General features: G+C 43.2%; 13 protein-coding genes. 6 read left to right on the top strand and 7 right to left on the bottom strand.

Going from position 1 to position 16576, the window contains the following annotated elements:
* Positions 1-62: 62 nt before the first annotated feature.
* Together ABD960_RS07680 and ABD960_RS07675 are read left to right on the top strand one after the other, a co-directional pair.
* Positions 63-710, top strand: a complete 648-nt coding sequence (locus ABD960_RS07680; RefSeq protein ID WP_345330426.1) for a hypothetical protein — start codon at positions 63-65, stop codon at positions 708-710.
* A gap of 76 nt (positions 711-786) precedes the next feature.
* Complete coding sequence (locus tag ABD960_RS07675) at positions 787-2655, top strand: LTA synthase family protein (protein WP_345330425.1); 1869 nt, start codon at positions 787-789, stop codon at positions 2653-2655.
* 19 nt (positions 2656-2674) lie between these two features.
* Here ABD960_RS07675 and ABD960_RS07670 read toward each other — a convergent pair whose 3' ends face one another.
* The 3 genes from ABD960_RS07670 to ABD960_RS07660 all read right to left on the bottom strand — a co-directional run bounded on the left by ABD960_RS07670 (position 2675) and on the right by ABD960_RS07660 (position 4831).
* The gene (locus ABD960_RS07670; protein WP_345330424.1) at positions 2675-3289 is read right to left on the bottom strand and encodes a hypothetical protein; all 615 of its coding nucleotides are present in this window, start codon (positions 3287-3289) and stop codon (positions 2675-2677) included.
* A gap of 97 nt (positions 3290-3386) precedes the next feature.
* Complete coding sequence (locus ABD960_RS07665; protein ID WP_345330423.1) at positions 3387-3842, bottom strand: NUDIX hydrolase; 456 nt, start codon at positions 3840-3842, stop codon at positions 3387-3389.
* Positions 3839-4831 (bottom strand): cation diffusion facilitator family transporter, encoded by a 993-nt coding sequence (locus tag ABD960_RS07660; protein ID WP_345330422.1) that lies wholly within the window; start codon positions 4829-4831, stop codon positions 3839-3841. Before ABD960_RS07660 ends, ABD960_RS07665 begins: the two co-directional genes overlap by 4 nt.
* 73 nt (positions 4832-4904) lie before the next feature.
* Between ABD960_RS07660 and ABD960_RS07655 the strand changes: the two genes are divergently transcribed.
* A complete protein-coding gene (locus ABD960_RS07655; RefSeq protein ID WP_345330421.1) occupies positions 4905-6098 on the top strand; it encodes a pyridoxal phosphate-dependent aminotransferase in 1194 nt (397 codons plus the stop codon).
* A 62-nt stretch (positions 6099-6160) separates the two neighbouring features.
* Here ABD960_RS07655 and ABD960_RS07650 read toward each other — a convergent pair whose 3' ends face one another.
* The 4 genes from ABD960_RS07650 to ABD960_RS07635 all read right to left on the bottom strand — a co-directional run bounded on the left by ABD960_RS07650 (position 6161) and on the right by ABD960_RS07635 (position 12812).
* Complete coding sequence (locus tag ABD960_RS07650; protein WP_345330420.1) at positions 6161-6697, bottom strand: hypothetical protein; 537 nt, start codon at positions 6695-6697, stop codon at positions 6161-6163.
* Positions 6698-7070: 373 nt separating this feature from the next.
* Positions 7071-10250, bottom strand: coding sequence for an efflux RND transporter permease subunit (locus ABD960_RS07645; RefSeq protein WP_345330419.1), 3180 nt, complete (start codon positions 10248-10250; stop codon positions 7071-7073).
* A gap of 78 nt (positions 10251-10328) precedes the next feature.
* On the bottom strand, positions 10329-11459 hold the full coding sequence (locus tag ABD960_RS07640; protein ID WP_345330418.1) for an efflux RND transporter periplasmic adaptor subunit: 1131 nt from the start codon (positions 11457-11459) through the stop codon (positions 10329-10331).
* 9 nt (positions 11460-11468) lie between these two features.
* Positions 11469-12812 (bottom strand): TolC family protein, encoded by a 1344-nt coding sequence (locus ABD960_RS07635; RefSeq protein ID WP_345330417.1) that lies wholly within the window; start codon positions 12810-12812, stop codon positions 11469-11471.
* 360 nt (positions 12813-13172) lie between these two features.
* Between ABD960_RS07635 and spt the strand changes: the two genes are divergently transcribed.
* The 3 genes from spt to ABD960_RS07620 all read left to right on the top strand — a co-directional run bounded on the left by spt (position 13173) and on the right by ABD960_RS07620 (position 16555).
* Complete coding sequence (gene spt, locus ABD960_RS07630; RefSeq protein WP_345330416.1) at positions 13173-14378, top strand: serine palmitoyltransferase; 1206 nt, start codon at positions 13173-13175, stop codon at positions 14376-14378.
* A gap of 75 nt (positions 14379-14453) precedes the next feature.
* Complete coding sequence (locus tag ABD960_RS07625) at positions 14454-15572, top strand: GNAT family N-acetyltransferase (RefSeq protein WP_345330415.1); 1119 nt, start codon at positions 14454-14456, stop codon at positions 15570-15572.
* A complete protein-coding gene (locus ABD960_RS07620) occupies positions 15569-16555 on the top strand; it encodes an NAD-dependent epimerase/dehydratase family protein (protein WP_345330414.1) in 987 nt (328 codons plus the stop codon). Before ABD960_RS07625 ends, ABD960_RS07620 begins: the two co-directional genes overlap by 4 nt.
* The last annotated feature ends 21 nt before the right edge of the window (positions 16556-16576 follow it).

The following is a 16576-nucleotide window of genomic DNA, read 5'->3' as shown; positions in this document are numbered from 1 at the left end:
TAAGTAACTTGATTGTATAATTGGTAATTTAACCATAACTTGTACTAACTAAAAACGACCCAATGAACATTAAATTTTTAAGATCAGCGCTGTTTCTTGCTTTATCAGCATCTGCCTTAGGCGCCAGCGCTCAAAAAAACTACACCGAAGGTTTTGCTACCTATACTATCCAAACACCCGGCGGTGCGGTTGATACAAAAAGTTACTTTAAAGGCGACAGCAGCCTTACATCAATGCAGCAAGGCCCGGCTGATATTAAAATTATCACTGCTAAAAACGGTGATTACCTGGCCGTATTAGTTGATGTACCTGTAGCCAGTATTAAAAAAGCGGCTATTGCAACCCCTGCCGAAATTGAAGAAGGTAAGGCGCAGGAGCCAAAATTTACCTTTACCCCAGGTACTGAGACTAAAGTTATCAGCGGCTTTAACTGTAAAAAAGTAACCGTTAAAGACTCAAAAAGCGGTAGCAGCTACGAAGCATGGGTAACTAACGATATTAAAATTCCGGCTACATCATTCAGCCACACGTTTAAAGAAATTGGCGGGGTACCGGTACAGTTTACCGCATTGCAGCAAGGCCAGGCAGTTAACGTTACCTTAAAAAGCGTAACTGATCAAAAAGTAGCCGCGGGCTTTTTTGGTATTCCAAAGGATTTTGAGAAAATCACCCTCACTGATCTGAAATCATTAGGCGGCGGCGGAAATTAATCACAGCCGTCATCGCTTTATAACATTTAATTAAAGGCTTCTTAACATTCAGGCAAATAAGTATTTTTGCCGCCTGATGTTAAGGAGCCTAATTAGTTTTGTCCGGTTTATTTTATTCTGGCTGGTATTCTCGGTAATTACCCGGGCTACGTTCGAGCTTTATTTTATTGATAAGCTTAAAAAAGCCTCCTTCAGCGAAATATTCCAAACCTTTTTTTACGGTATCAGGATTGATGCTTCCGCCGCCGGTTACATCGCAGCGCTCCCGTTATTAGTTTTCATTGTTGGCTGGTTCTTTCCCAAACTTAACATCAAAGGTATTTGGCTAAGGGTATATGTTTATTTCTGTATTTTCATCGTTTCGTTTGTCGCTATACTTAATCTCAACATCTTCAGGGAATGGGGTACCAAGATAAACTTCAGAGTATTTGACACCCTATACCACTCACCGTCAGAGGCTATTGCTTCCACGGGCTCCTCTCCTATAGGTTTGAGTTTGCTTATCGGAGCTTTTTTGTTAGCGGCAGGTATTTTATTAGCCAATTACATTATCGATTTCAATTTTAAAAAGCCCGAGCTTAAGTGGTATGTAAAGCCGTTTGTTGCAATTTTGTTGGTTGGATTAAACGTACTCATCATTCGCGGTGGTGTGCAGCTTTCGCCCATGAACCAGAGTATGGCTTATTTTAGCGACAGGCAGATACTTAACCAATGCGCACTTAATACCGAATGGAACTTACTGCATAATACTGTAGAGAACTTTAAAACGCCGTATAATCCGTACCTGTATATGTCCGCGCATGATGCGGAAAATTTGGTTGACAGTATGTATACTGTAAAGAAAGATACCACGGTTAAAGTACTCACTACAATTAAGCCCAACATTGTCATCATCCAGATTGAAAGCTTTACGGCCGACCTGATTGAATCATTAGGCGGAGAGAAAGGTGATGCGCCCAACTTTGAGGAACTGATAAAGCATGGTTTGTTGTTCGATAGCCTTTACGCTACCAGTGATCGTACCGATAAAGGTATTATCGGCATCCTGAGCGCTTTCCCGTCGCAGGCCATACGTACCGTAATTGTTGATAACGTTAAACAGGAACGCCTGCCCTCGTTAACCAATGTGTTTGATGCCGCTCATTACTCAACCTCGTACATGTACGGCGGTGAGAGTGAGTTTATGAACTTTAAGGCGTATATGCTCAGCCACAAGACTGATGAGATTATCGACAAAAAGAATTTCGACGCCAGGGACATGAACTCTAAATGGGGAGCGCACGATGACGTGGTGATGAAGCGCCATATCAAATATCTGGATAAACAGGACGAGCCGTTTTTCAGTTATCTGCAAACGCTAAGTAACCATGAGCCTTTTGATTTGCCGGTAGCGGCGCACTTTCCGGGCGAAGACCTGAGCAACAAATTCAGAAGTACCGCGTACTACACCGATGCAAGCATTAAGGAATATTTTGATCTGGCTAAAAAACAGGGCTGGTATAAAAATACGCTTTTTATCCTCGTAGCTGATCACGGGCACCGGCTCCCTCTGAACAATGCCGACCCGTTTGAGCCGCAGAAATATCACATTCCGCTGTTATTTTTTGGTGATGTGATAAAACCTGAATATCGCGGCAAGCGCATACACAAGCTGGGCAGCCAGACTGATATAGCGGCGACTTTGCTGTCACAAATGGAAATGCCGCACAAGCAATTCAAATGGTCAAAAAATTTATTGAACCCGTACAGCAAACCGTTCGCGTTTTTTGATTGGGATAACGGTTTTGGTTTTATGGTACCGGGGCAGGTAGTATCATACGACAACGCCGGCAAACGCATTATATATGTTGGCGATACTACCAAACCGCAAAAACAAACCGATGATTTGTTACAATACGGAAAAGCCTTTATGCAACAGGTATTCACCGAATACATGAAGCTATAAGGGCTTGTAAAAGATCTGATTAAGCAGCAGCTATTTCTACTGCAAGTGCGTTTACCCACCCGGCAAACAAGCGGCTTTCTATTTCAACGGCTTTATCGGCATACGTTTGCCAATCAGGTGAGAATTGATGTAACTGGTTAGTCATTTCTTCCAGGTGCCCTTCTTCTTCCAGTATAATTGATTTTACGTTAACCTTGCTGCCGGCATTATCAAGCGCCTGCTGGTAAATGGGGTACAGTTCATCGGCGCGCACCTCAATAGCATAAGTAACTAACAAGTAGGCCGCAAAGCGCAATTCGGCGCCTGAAAGGTTTAAATGCTTTTTAAGATAGCGGCTTACTTCCACATCCAGTAAATTCAAATAATATTTACTGCTTAAAGGTGCCACCAGGTACTCATCAGCATACGTAGGGCATTGCCCCTCGCCTGTTTTTTCAATCTGTTTTTTCAGGTAAAACGCATGCCGGTGTTCTTCGGCGGCATGTTTTAGTATGATGTAAGTTACCGTAACCGGATCTTCGCATGCTGATATTTTACGTGCGCCGGTGTTCTCCATCAGCGAAAGCGTATTCAACCATTTAGCATGCAGTTTATTATCAGCAACAATTTTAGGTAGTAGTGTATTTAGTTCCATATATTGAAATTACAGGTCGATCCTTAAATTTGCCGTAAATATACCAGCCCACTGAATTGAATATGCAATTTGCCGGTAAAATGTATCATGATGCTGATCATTTTGCAGGGTATTGCTTACGCAATAGCTCCACTACCCTTTGATCTGTCGGAAAGGTCACATCCTCCGGCTTAAGCTGATCGATATCCGCCCAGCGAAATGATTGCAGGATATCAGCCTTACCATCACCGTCGAAATCAAATGCCCGGGTTTTAATTGTAAGATTAATGGGTGCGAAGTTTTTCACCAGGTAATATACGCTCATGATCTGGCTATCGTTAAATGCCGACTTGATAAAAAAATCGGTTGTGTAAAAATGACTGGTCACTTCTATCTCCATCGCGCACTCTTCCATAAACTCCCGCTTAAGGCCGTCAATCAATCCTTCACCGTACTCCAAACCACCGCCCGGAAATTTGATAAACTCCATGCCGTATTCCCGCTCATCGCTTAACAATACCTGGTTATCCTCATTAATCAGCAACCCGTAAACACGTACGTTAATGTATGTCATTCAAAATGTTTTTTGTTCCGCATCACCTTGTCAAGTGTCCATTCTATATCTATCCGCTTCGCTTCTGACCGTATCGGACAGTTGGGCATACTGCAATAGTGGCAGCATTCGGGCAGGCATGGATCTGAGTGGATGAAAAGTTCGGTTTTTACCCCGGCCTCTTTATTAATCATTTTATCAACCAATGATACTTCCTCATGCACCCGGTTTAAATCAAAATAATTTGGCAGGGTTAAATGGCAATCAATATGTAATTCGCTGCCGTATTTTTGCGCGCGAAGATTGTGAATATCTATCCATTCCTCTTTACGCTTTTCGTTCAATACCTCGAGTATATTGGTAACAACGCCAAAGTCGGTTTCATCCATCAATCCCGCTACCGAACGCCGTACCAGCTTATAACCTGAGAATATAATGTATAACGCAGCAAGGCCTGAAAGCGCGCTATCCAACCATAAGATCCCTGTAAAGTAAATAACAAGCAACCCAATAACCAGGGCGCCACTGGTAACCATATCCGTAAGTAGATGCTTACCATCAGCCTCAAGCGTAATAGAACGCAATTGCTTCCCTTTATTAATCAGGTAATAGCCTAAACACCCATTTATTAAACCGGTTACTGCGATGATGATGGTACCGGTAATCAGATCACGCACAGGCTCCGGATTCAATAAACCGTATACAGATTTTATTACGATGATCCCGCCCGCGATAACGATTAAACCACCTTCAAGAAATACCGAGAAATACTCCACTTTACCATGGCCATAAGGATGGTTTTCATCCCGAGGCAAAGCTGACAAATAAATACTGAAGAAGGCAAACGAGCTTGCCACCACATTTACAATACTTTCGGCAGCATCAGTTAATATAAAATTTGAAGAGGTGATAAAATACGCGCTGAACTTAGCCAGCATCAGTACTACGCCCGTTATCAATGAGATCAGGATTATCCTTTTTTGCTCGCCCAAAATAAATTCTGTTAGCATGCAAATTTAATGAATAGCAAGCGTAATCAGCAGTAAACTTATTTTCTATATTTGCCGCGTTAACACAAACAATATGACGACATTAAGTAACAGGATACAGAACCTGTCAGAATCAGCAACCATTAAAATGGCCAAACTGGGCCGTGAATTAGCTGCCAAAGGTGTTGATGTGATCAATCTGAGCTTTGGCGAGCCTGACTTTCATACACCTGAATATATAAAGGACGCCGCCAAGAAGGCGATGGATGATAATTTTACTTACTACACTCCCGTATCGGGCTACCCTGACCTGCGTAAAGCAATTGCTGCGAAGCTAAAGAACGAGAACGGTTTGGATTATGACATGAGCCAGATCGTGGTATCGACCGGCGCCAAGCAAGCTATCGCTAACGCGGTACTATGCCTTGTTAACCCGGGCGAAGAAGTTATTATCCCTACTCCTTACTGGGTATCATACTCAGAGGTAGTAAAGCTGGCCGAAGGTAAAAGCGTATTTATTGAATCGACTGCCAAAAATAATTTTAAGATTACCGCGGAACAATTAGAAGCTGCCATTACGCCTAACAGCAAGCTGTTCATGTTCTCATCGCCATGTAACCCTACAGGTAGCGTGTACAGCAAAGAAGAATTAGCCTCTTTAGTTAAAGTATTTGAGAAACATCCTCACGTTTATATACTGTCTGACGAGATTTACGAGCACATCAATTTTGTTGGTGGCCACGAGTCTATCGCTCAGTTTGAAAGCATTAAAGATCGTGTGGTGATCATCAATGGTTTCTCAAAATCATACGCCATGACCGGCTGGCGCATTGGTTACACGGCGTCAAACAAAGAGCTGGCGGCAGCCTGCGATAAAATCCAGGGACAAATTACTTCAGGTACCTGTTCAATTACCCAGCGGGCAGGCACAGCAGCTTACGAAGGTGGATTGGAAAGCGTACACCAGATGCGTGACGAATTCCAAAAACGCCGTGATATTGTTTACAATCTGCTTAAAGAGATTGATGGCATAAAGGTAAACCTGCCTGAAGGTGCGTTTTACTTTTTCCCGGACGTTACTTCGTTTTTCGGTAAAAGCTATAACGGCAAAACCATTAATGACGCTGATGAACTGAGTATTTATATTTTAGAAGAAGCACATGTATCAACCGTAGGCGGCGATTCTTTTGGCGATAAAAAGTCAATCCGCATGTCATACGCCGCAGCTGAAGATAAACTGATTGAAGCCATGCGCCGTATTAAGGAAGCACTCGGAAAACTGCAATAACAGTATCATAGAAAACAAAAAACCGCTCGATTGAGCGGTTTTTTGTTTTCTGGTATCAGAGGTTACAATCCGAAACCATAAGCTACACGCAGACCTACAGTACCGTAATTGTTACCTTGGCCTGAGAAGTTTTCATACTTCACACCAAAATCCCAGTGCTTATCAGCCCAACCTAAAGCTGGCGCTAAAATCAATTTGGTATCTCCCGGTACACCGTCACCTGTTTCGAAACCAGCACCAGCTTCAGCGCCGAAGTACAGGTTGTCAGTAAAGAATGATTTGATACCTAACTTAACCGGAATTACGTGTCCGTCCGGGAAGTTTTGACCGGTTTCGCCAATTTCTTTACCAAAGAAGTTGTAAAAACCTGAAGTTAGAGTTGCTGCCAGGTTATCAGTAATTCCGTATTGCAAACGAGCAGTACCACCTAACTGGAAACTCCTTACATCATGAAGGTCACCGGTTGGGATACCACCTTCAATACCAAAACCTAAACGCCAGGCGCTTTTTTCGTTAGTTTGCGCTTTAACGTCTGATGATCCTAAAAATAATGCTACGGCAGTAATCGCAGCAGCTATCAGTTTTGTTGACTTTTTCATTGTTGTGATTTTTTGTAAATAAATTTTAGATTTCACAACAGGGCTTATCCAATTTTGCTGCCAAATCTATCGAAATAATCGCATCCCCCCTTACATGACGCTACTTTTACAATTGTAACTATGCTGAAAACAAATCAGATCGGTGTTAGAACATAATATTAATCCAATAGCCTCAAACGTGCTGAATCAAGTTTATACACAATTGTTATAAAGTATTATTTATTATACAATATGTATGTTTAACCTGACAATTTCATATAAATTTCATGAAAAATAAACCCTTCAATTAATATTATATGATATTATTAATGTATTTGTGAATATGTAGAAACAAAAAGCCGGGCTTGTAACCCGGCTCATACTTCATTATTTTTTAAACCTCCCCGTGTTCAGGATCGGGCTTGTAATTAGCCTCTAACTCCGCAAGTTTCTTTTTGCCGTAAGCCATACGTGTTATTACATAAAACAACACAGGCACTATAAATATAGCCAGCGCAGTTGCCGAAAGCATGCCGCCAAATACTGTCCAACCGATGGTTTTACGAGACACAGCGCCCGCACCAGAGGCAAAAAGCAGCGGCAATATACCTAATATAAAGGCCAGCGACGTCATCACGATCGGGCGTAAACGCAGCCGTACCGCTTCGAGTGTTGCCTTTTCAAGCTCCATACCCCTATCTACACGCTCTTTGGCAAACTCAACAATCAGGATGGCATTTTTAGCAGCCAAACCAATCAGGGTTATCAAACCAATTTGCGCGTACACATTATTGGTAAGCCCGGGCTGAAAGCTCAGGAATAATATCGCACCAAAAGCCCCCAGCGGTACAGCCAGTAGCACCGAGAACGGTACTGACCAACTCTCGTACAGTGCTGCCAGGAACAGGAACACGAAGCCTATTGAAAGAATAAATATATACACTGTTTTCGATCCCGACAATATCTCTTCACGGCTTAAGCCGGAGAACTCATAGCCGTAGCCTTGCGGCAGGGTTTGCGCGGCCACTTCCTGTAGCGCCTTAATAGCGTCGCCGCTACTATATCCAGGCTTGGTACTACCGTTTATCTCAGCAGAACGGAACAGGTTGTAATGCGATATAAGCGGAGCGTTTTCAATAACCTTATAAGAAGTGAGTGTGCTCAACGGTACCATCTGGCCCGAACGATTGCGCACAAAATACTGCCCTATGTTAGCGATGCTTGTACGATAGTTAGTATCGGCCTGGGCAAGCACCCTGAAATTACGTCCGTAGATTGTAAAGTCGTTTATATAGGTACTACCCATATAAGTTTGCAGCGCGTTATTTATATCGCTGATCTGCACGCCCAACTTTTTGGCCTTTTCACGGTCTACAGTTAACTGATAGGCCGGCGTACGTGCGGTAAAGAACGAGAATGCCCGGGCAATTTCAGGCCGCTGGTTTACTGCGCCAACAAAAGCCTGCAGGGTTTTCTCAAAGTTCTTGATGTCGCCACCTGCTTCGCGCTCTTGTAATATAAAGGAGAAACCGCCTGTATTACCCAAACCAGGGATAGCCGGCGGTGAAATCACCACCACGCTTGCTTCTTTAAATTTAGCCGACAGCTTTTGCTGCAACATACCAACTAAAGCTTCCAGTTGATCTTCCTTTTTCTCACGTTCTTCCCAGGGTTTAAGCTGAACGAAAATGGTGGCACTATTCGATTTGGTTGCAAAGTTAATGGCGTTCAACCCGCCCAAGGCGGCGTAGTGTTTTATTGCCGGTACGCTGTCCAGCGTTTTCATCATACTTCTTAAAACATCAACTGTACGCTCGGTTGCCGAACCTTCCGGCAAATCATAAGTAACAAATATACGGCCCTCATCTTCCAGCGGAATAAAGCCTGATGGCTTGCTACGGAACAGAAACACCGTACCTATGATTATTGCCAACAAAATAAACATTACAAACCTGGAATGCTTAATACCTTTGTCAACAGCGTTTCGGTAACGTCCGGTTACCTTGTCAAACCAAGTGTTAAACTTGTAGAAAAATTTATCTAAACCACCTGATTTTTCATCAATTTTATGCGGACGAAGAATAAGCGTACATAATGCCGGGGTTAATGACAAAGCCACGAAAGCCGAGATCAATACCGATATAGCGATGGTTATTGCAAATTGCTGATACAATCGCCCAACGATACCCGGAATAAAACCTACCGGTACGAATACCGCTGCCAGAATTAGCGCGATGGCTATTACCGGCGCAGATATATCGCGCATGGCATGTACAGTAGCTTCCCTTGGCGACATACCTTCCTCGTCCATATAGTGCTGTACGGCCTCAACTACCACAATGGCGTCATCCACCACAATACCAATAGCCAATACAAAACCGAACAACGTAAGCGTGTTGATGGTGAAGCCCAATGGAATAAAGAATATGAACGTACCCACAATAGATACCGGAATTGCCAACACCGGTATTAGCGTTGTTCGCCAGCTTTGCAGGAAGAGGAACACAACAATAATCACCAGTGCCAATGCTATAACCAGCGTTTCAATCACCTCATCAAGAGATACCTTTACCACGGTAACTGATTCAAAAGGAATCACGTAATCAATATCATTCGGGAAGGTTTTCTTTAACTGCTCCATGGTAGCGGTTACATTATCCGCCGTTTCTATTGCGTTACTCCCCGGCGCCTGGTAAATCAGCAGGTATGATGCCCGCTTATTATCAACAAATGAGTTACCGGCATAATTGAATTTACCCAGTTGTATACGAGCCACATCTTTTAAATGCACTACAGCCCCTGTTTCGGGTTGGGTTTTTACCACAATATTTTCAAACTCCTCTGGTTTTACCAAACGGCCTTTAACCAATACGGTATACTCAAAGGTTTGCCCCTGCATTTGCGGGGTGGCGCCTACAGTACCAGCGGCTACCTGCGCGTTTTGCTCCTGTAAGGCGGCGGTAACATCAGCGGCTGTCATGCCCAGGGCTGCGAGCTTATCGGGCTTGAGCCATATACGCATACTAAAGTCATCGGCGCGCGTAAATACGTCGCCCACACCTTTGGTACGCAAAAGCGCATCCTTAATAAATACGTTGGCGTAATTATCAGTAAAGGTTACATCGTGTGTAGCTTTCGGCGAGAATAACGCCACCAGCATCAGGATGCTCGGGTTACGTTTACGCACTACCAAGCCTAAACGCTGCACTTCCTGCGGTAAGGTTGGCAGGGCTATGCCCACGCGGTTCTGTACGTCAAGCGCGGCTATATTAATGTCGGTACCTACTTCAAAGTTAACCGTCATGCTCATTTGGCCGTTGCTGGTACTGTTACTTTGCAAATAAGTCATGCCGGGGGTACCGTTCACCTGCACCTCAACCGGTGTAGCAACAGTTTGCTCTACAGTGAGTGCGTCGGCACCTGTATAATTACCTGTTACCTGTACCGTAGGCGGCGTGATTTCCGGATACTGGGCAATAGGCAAATTAGCTATGGCCAGTGAGCCTACTATCAGTATTACTAATGATATTACAATGGCCGTTACCGGTCGTCGTATAAAGGTTTCTGCTATCATTCTGTTTTTATAATTTCGTTGATGGGCTAAACAGCCTCATCGTCTTTTTTCATTAGGTTGATATACGCTCGATAGTTTTTACTTGGCAGCGGGTTTACCTTGTGCGCCTGGCTGTGCCGGTGCAGCTGTAGTTACCTTGCTGCTATCGCGCAAACGTTGTATACCCTCGGTAATTACCTTATCGCCTTCGTTAATGCCATCAAGTACTATAACGTCATCCTTAACACGTGGCCCAAGGTTCACCTTGTGCTGTAAAGCAATGCTATCCTGCGCGGTGAAAACGAAAAACTCACCCATTTGCTCAACAACCGCTTTGTAAGGTATTTGTATGCGGTTGCCTGAATCATCATTCAATACCTGCAATACGCCGCTCATTCCGTCCTTCAATTCCTTATTAGGATTAGGGAACTGGACCCTTACGATTGTACTACCTGTTTGGTTGTTTACGCCACGGTCAACCGCCAATATTTTACCGGTACTACCGTACATTTGCCCATTCGGCAACTGCAACCTGAAGGTTGTATCGGTGCTGCTTTTCATCAGCTTATAAAAACGGTCTATCTGCTGCTCGTTGATCACCACATCAATACCCACCGGGTTCTCGGCCGAAATGGTGTTTAGCAGCGTTGTACCAGGCGTAACCTGGGCGCCAAGCCTTACCTGCGATATACCGATACGGCCGGTAAATGGCGCGCTAATGGTGGCGTAAGAAAGATCGGTTCGTGCAGATGCTAATGCAGCGTTGGCTACGGCTACCTGGCTTCGTGCCGTTTCATAAGCCGCGGTTGCCTGGTCCACAGTTTGCCTTGCAACCGCATCATTTTTAAGCAGCATGTTATAACGGTCGATATCCTTTTGCGCTTTTGAGAGGTTAGCCTTAGCACTGAGCACGTTAGCTTGTGCCTGCTGAAAAGCCGCAAGGTATTTACGGCGGTCTATCTCATATAGTGCCTGTCCCTTTTGAACAACGTCACCCTCTTTAAAAAAGATGCCGGTAATAAAGCCTGAAACCTGGCTGCGCAGTTCAACGGTATTTAAAGCTACTACTATACCCTGATAATTATCATAGTAAGCGGCCGGAGTTTTTTTAGCTTCAACAACGCTTATCGGCGTTGCCGGAGGCGGGCCTGCCTGCTGTTGTTTGCTACCACAGGCCGACCATGTTACTGTGGCGGTTACGGCTAAAATATATATACTGGTGTGTTTCATATTCGGGGTTTAGTTTTGTTGTGCAGATATTTTTCCTAATGATCGTTCAAGGTCTATTTTGCTTGACAGCACCTGAAACAAAGAGTTGTAATAATTAAGCTGAGCGGTACGCAGATCGGTTTGCGATACAATTACATCCAGGTATGTTTTAATACCCTCACGATACTGAAGACTTACTACGTTAAATACATCGCGCGCTAAATCAACATTTTCTTTAACCAGTTGCCAGGCGGTGTAATTGCTTTTGTAATTAGCCAGCGCCTGTACATACTCGGTATTTATGCTATTTTGCGTGTTAATCAGATCCAGGTCAACACGCTCTTCCTGTAAACGGGCCTTGCGTAAATTTTGTATCCTGCGGGTACCCTGAAACAAGGGCACGCTTAACGACAGCCCTACATAACCATTCGGAAAGCTATTATTATACAAGTTTGATATACTGCTGCTAGCATATATGAGGTTATAGGTACCAATAGCAGATAGCGACGGTAGGAAGCCCCATTTATAGTAACTTACATTTAAATTTTGCAACGTTTTCTGGCTTTGCAACATACGGTACTCTACCCGCCTGGTTACATCCAGCGTTTGGTTGGTATCTATGGCGGCTTCAGTCTCAAAACGGGTTGAATCGAACTGTAAGCTTAATGATGTATTAGCGTTTACACCCATCAGTTGTTTCAAATAAGCTTCTCGGCTTTTTATACTTTCTGCAATCTGTTTACGGGTTGCCGTTGAATTATTAAGCGCGATAGTTGCTTGCTTAAAGTCAATCTTGTCAGACACGCCGGCTTCGTAACGACTGCGGGCGTCCTTCAGGCTGCGTTGCAAACGCAAAATATCCTCATTGGTTATTTTGAGCTGGCGTTGCGATAATAACACATCGTAGTAAGCTTTACTTACGTCGGATATCAGATTAATACGCGTGCTTTCGGTATTCTGCTTATAATATTGGCGTGAATATTTGGCGGCGCGCGACGCCAGGAATACATCGTTATTATACAAAACCTGGCTAACCTGTACACCTAATATAGATAGGTTACTGATATTTTGATTTTGCAGAACACTGCCTGGCACGTTAGCGGCGTTAGCATTGGGCCCGCCTTCATAATAATGCTGCAGTTGCCCGGTGCCCGTTGCCTGCGGAAGCCAGCCAGCCAGCCCGATACGGATGTCGCGTTCATTAATATCCTCATCGAGGACGGCTTGTCGAGCCAAGGGCTGATTCTGTAACGCGTAATTAATACATTGTTGTAAGCTTACGTTACCCGAGATAGTATCGGGCCGCGGTTGTGTTTGGGCAAACACTCCGCTTACGGCGATGATATTTAATAGAACGATAAATACTCTCTTCATAAATAAATAAATGGAACGGCGGTGTGATGTGTTAATGTGGTCGCAAAAATTCTATATTATTATCAATAATACGGCAAAACGTTACGAATATGTTATTTAAATGACGATTTATTTGATAATAACAAATTTTTTACGTAAAGGTTCGATTACATATATAAAGTATCAGGCAATTTTTCGGTATATGAGGGCGTTAACAATTTGAAAAATTTTGACACTGATTAAATAAAAAAATTAATTACTTTGCCTTTTAGATTTTAAAACATCTACAGAAGAGGCTGTATAAAAAAAATTACACCTGAAAGTTATCGGGATATGGCTTATTCATATTATTTTTACAAAAAATTTAAGCAGGCTTAATGCATGGGTAAAAAACTACATCAAAAAATTGCTCAGTTCCAGGATGCGAATATGATCAGGGCTAAAGGTCTGTACCCTTTTTTCAGACCTATTGAATCGGGGCAGGATACTGAAGTTATTATTAATAATCAACGTGTACTCATGTTTGGGTCAAACTCTTATTTGGGTTTAACCAACCATCCCAAAATTAAAGAAGCCGCAAAAAAAGCTATTGACAAATACGGTACTGGTTGTGCCGGGTCGCGATTTTTGAACGGTACGCTTGACATTCACATTGAACTTGAGAACAGGCTTGCCAGTTACGTTGGCAAAGAGGCTGCCGTATTGTTCAGCACCGGTTTCCAGGTAAACCTGGGCGTATTATCATGCATTACAGGCCGTAACGATTATTTAATATTAGACGAGTACGATCATGCTTCGTTAATTGACGGAAGCCGTTTATCATTTTCAAAAGTTATTAAATACGCCCACAATGATATGGGCGACCTGCAACGCAAACTAAGCTTGCTGCCTGAAGAGGCTGTTAAAGTAATTGTTGTTGATGGTATATTTAGTATGGAGGGCGACATTGTTAAGTTACCTGAAATTGTAAGGCTGGCTGATGAATATGGCGCCAACATTATGGTTGACGACGCGCACAGCTTAGGCGTAATCGGTGAAAACGGATCAGGTACGGCATCTCACTTCGGTTTAACAGACGAGGTTGATTTGATTATGAGTACTTTCAGTAAATCATTGGCCTCATTAGGTGGTTTTATTGCTGCCGACCATGATACGATTGATTATCTGAAACACCGTGCCCGTTCCCTGATGTTCAGCGCGAGCATGACGCCGGGATCAGTTGCGAGCGTTATAGCCGCTTTAGACATCATCGAATCAGAGCCTGAGCGTATAACCAAACTTTGGGATAACACCAACTACGCTAAGCGCCTGTTAACTGAAGAAGGTTTTGATATCGGCGCTTCAGAAAGCCCTATCCTGCCGATATATATCCGTGATAACGACAAAACATTCTTGGTTACTAACCAGTTGCAACGCGATGGTATATTTGTTAACCCGGTAGTATCGCCGGCAGTACCGTCAGATTCATCGCTGCTGCGTTTCTCGTTAATGGCCACACATACGTTCGACCAGATTGACGAAGCCGTTGAAAAAATAGCCAAGGCCTTTAAGGACGTAGGCGTTCACACCATAAAAGAGCGCATTTAAATAAAATATTGCCCGATCATAATAATAAGGTACACCAACACGTGTACCTTATTTAATTATAACCACACCAAAAACATGAGCCACGTTGCCGCGGTCAAAACTAAAAAGGAGCTTGCAAGCTTTATTGACTTTCCTCACGAGTTACATAAAAACGACCCGAACTACGTACCGGAACTTTTTATCGCACAAAGGGATTTGTTAACTACACATCCTTTTTTAAAGCATTCGTCGTTACAAACGTTTTTAGCTTTTGATGACAACGGCAAGATTGTTGGCCGCATAGCCGCGATATTTAACACCAATCATAACCGGTTCAATAACGCAAATGATGGTTTCTTCGGCTTTTTTGATTGTGTTAACGATCAAAAAGTGGCAAACTCATTATTTGAGGCAGCTATCAACTGGCTTAAAGAAAAAGGTGCCAACAAGCTAGTGGGCCCGGCTAATCCATCAACTAACGAAACATGCGGCTTATTGGTAAAGGGCTTTGACTCTCCTCCCCTTGTAATGATGCCTTACAACCCGCAATATTACATGGGCCTGTTTGCAAATGCCGGCCTAACCAAGCAGGTTGATTTGTTTGCTTACAGCTGGAAAGGCAATGCTTATAATGACAAGGCGGTTAAAATGCTCGATCTGCTGCAAGGCCGCCTGCAACGTAATAATATCACTATACGCAAAATCAACCTTAAAAAATTCAAAGAAGAGGCTGCTGCTCTACGCGAAGTATATAATAAAGCCTGGGATAAAAACCTTGGCTTTTTCCCGATGACGAACGAGGAGTTCGACTATACCGCTAAAGACCTTAAAATGATACTCGATCCGGACTTTGCCGTACTGGCCGAGCAGGACGGTAAAATTATAGGCTTTGGTGTGGCAATACCCGATTTAAACCAGATACTGCGTACCATTAAAAAAGGCCGTTTGTTACCAACCGGTATTTTTAAACTGCTGTTAAATAAAAGTAAGATCAAAGGGATACGCATTATGCTGCTGGGCGTGATTGACGGGTACCGCAAAATGGGTATCGAGGCCTGTTTATATGGTGAGATTATGCGATCGTACACCAAAAAAGGCATGGACTACGCTGAGGCCAGCTGGACACTTGAACATAACGATATGGTAAACCGTGCCATTGAAGCTATAGGCGGCGAGCAATATAAAACCTACAGAATTTACGAGAAAGCGATATGAAGGAAAAGGTTTTAATAACCGGTGCCAGCGGATTTGTGGGTTACCATTTGATTAATGAGGCTTTAAAAAATAACCTGGAGGTGTATGCCGCCATACGTAAAAGCAGCAGCATAGATCATTTAAAGGATCTGGATGTTAAATATGTATATCCGGACTTCCGCGATCAGGAAGCATTAAGCAAGCTATTAAGCGATAACGGCATTAATTATATCATACATGCTGCAGGCGCTACAAAAGCCCGCTCGCAAAAAGAGTACGATACTATAAACGCCACCTACACCGTGAACCTTGCAAAAGCATCGGTAAATGCAGATGCACAGTTCAAAAAATTTGTGCTGATAAGCAGCCTGGCTGCAGTTGGGCCTATAAACTCGTTAGAAGGTACCATTACTGACAATACCACACCTAACCCGGTAACCGCCTATGGCCGCAGTAAACTGGCTGCTGAACAACAACTGAAAGCCATAAAGGGATTGAACTATACCATTTTACGCCCTACCGCGGTTTATGGCCCCAGGGACAAGGATATTTTTATATTTTTTAAACAGGTAGTGAAAGGCATTGAACCTTACATTGGCAATAAAGCACAGAAATTAACCTTTATTTATGTTACCGATTTGGCCGAAATAAGTGTTAAAGCGCTGTTTGCAGGCGCGGGTAAAACCTACATCATCAGCGATGGAAATTTTTACAACCGCTACGAATTAGGTAATATTACAAAAAGTGTATTAAATTTGAAGGCTATAAAATTTCATCTGCCTGTAAATTTAGTAAAAGTAATTGCAGCAATTGCCGAAAAAGTTAGTTCTTTGAGCAACAAAGCTTCGGCATTAAATATTGAGAAATTAAAAGAGTTAACCGCCGCCAACTGGAACTGCGATACAGAACAAGCAAAACACGATCTGGGTTTTTACCCTAAGTATGACCTCGACGCGGGATTAACTGAAACGTTAAATTGGTATAAAGCAAATAACTGGCTTTAGCCCCTTATAAATAAATTAGTA

The organism is Mucilaginibacter defluvii (assembly GCF_039543225.1).
In the GTDB taxonomy this organism is placed as follows: Bacteria; Bacteroidota; Bacteroidia; order Sphingobacteriales; family Sphingobacteriaceae; genus Mucilaginibacter; species Mucilaginibacter defluvii.
The sequence above is the reverse complement of the archived record's forward strand: the minus strand, read 5'-3'. Positions and strand labels throughout refer to the sequence as shown.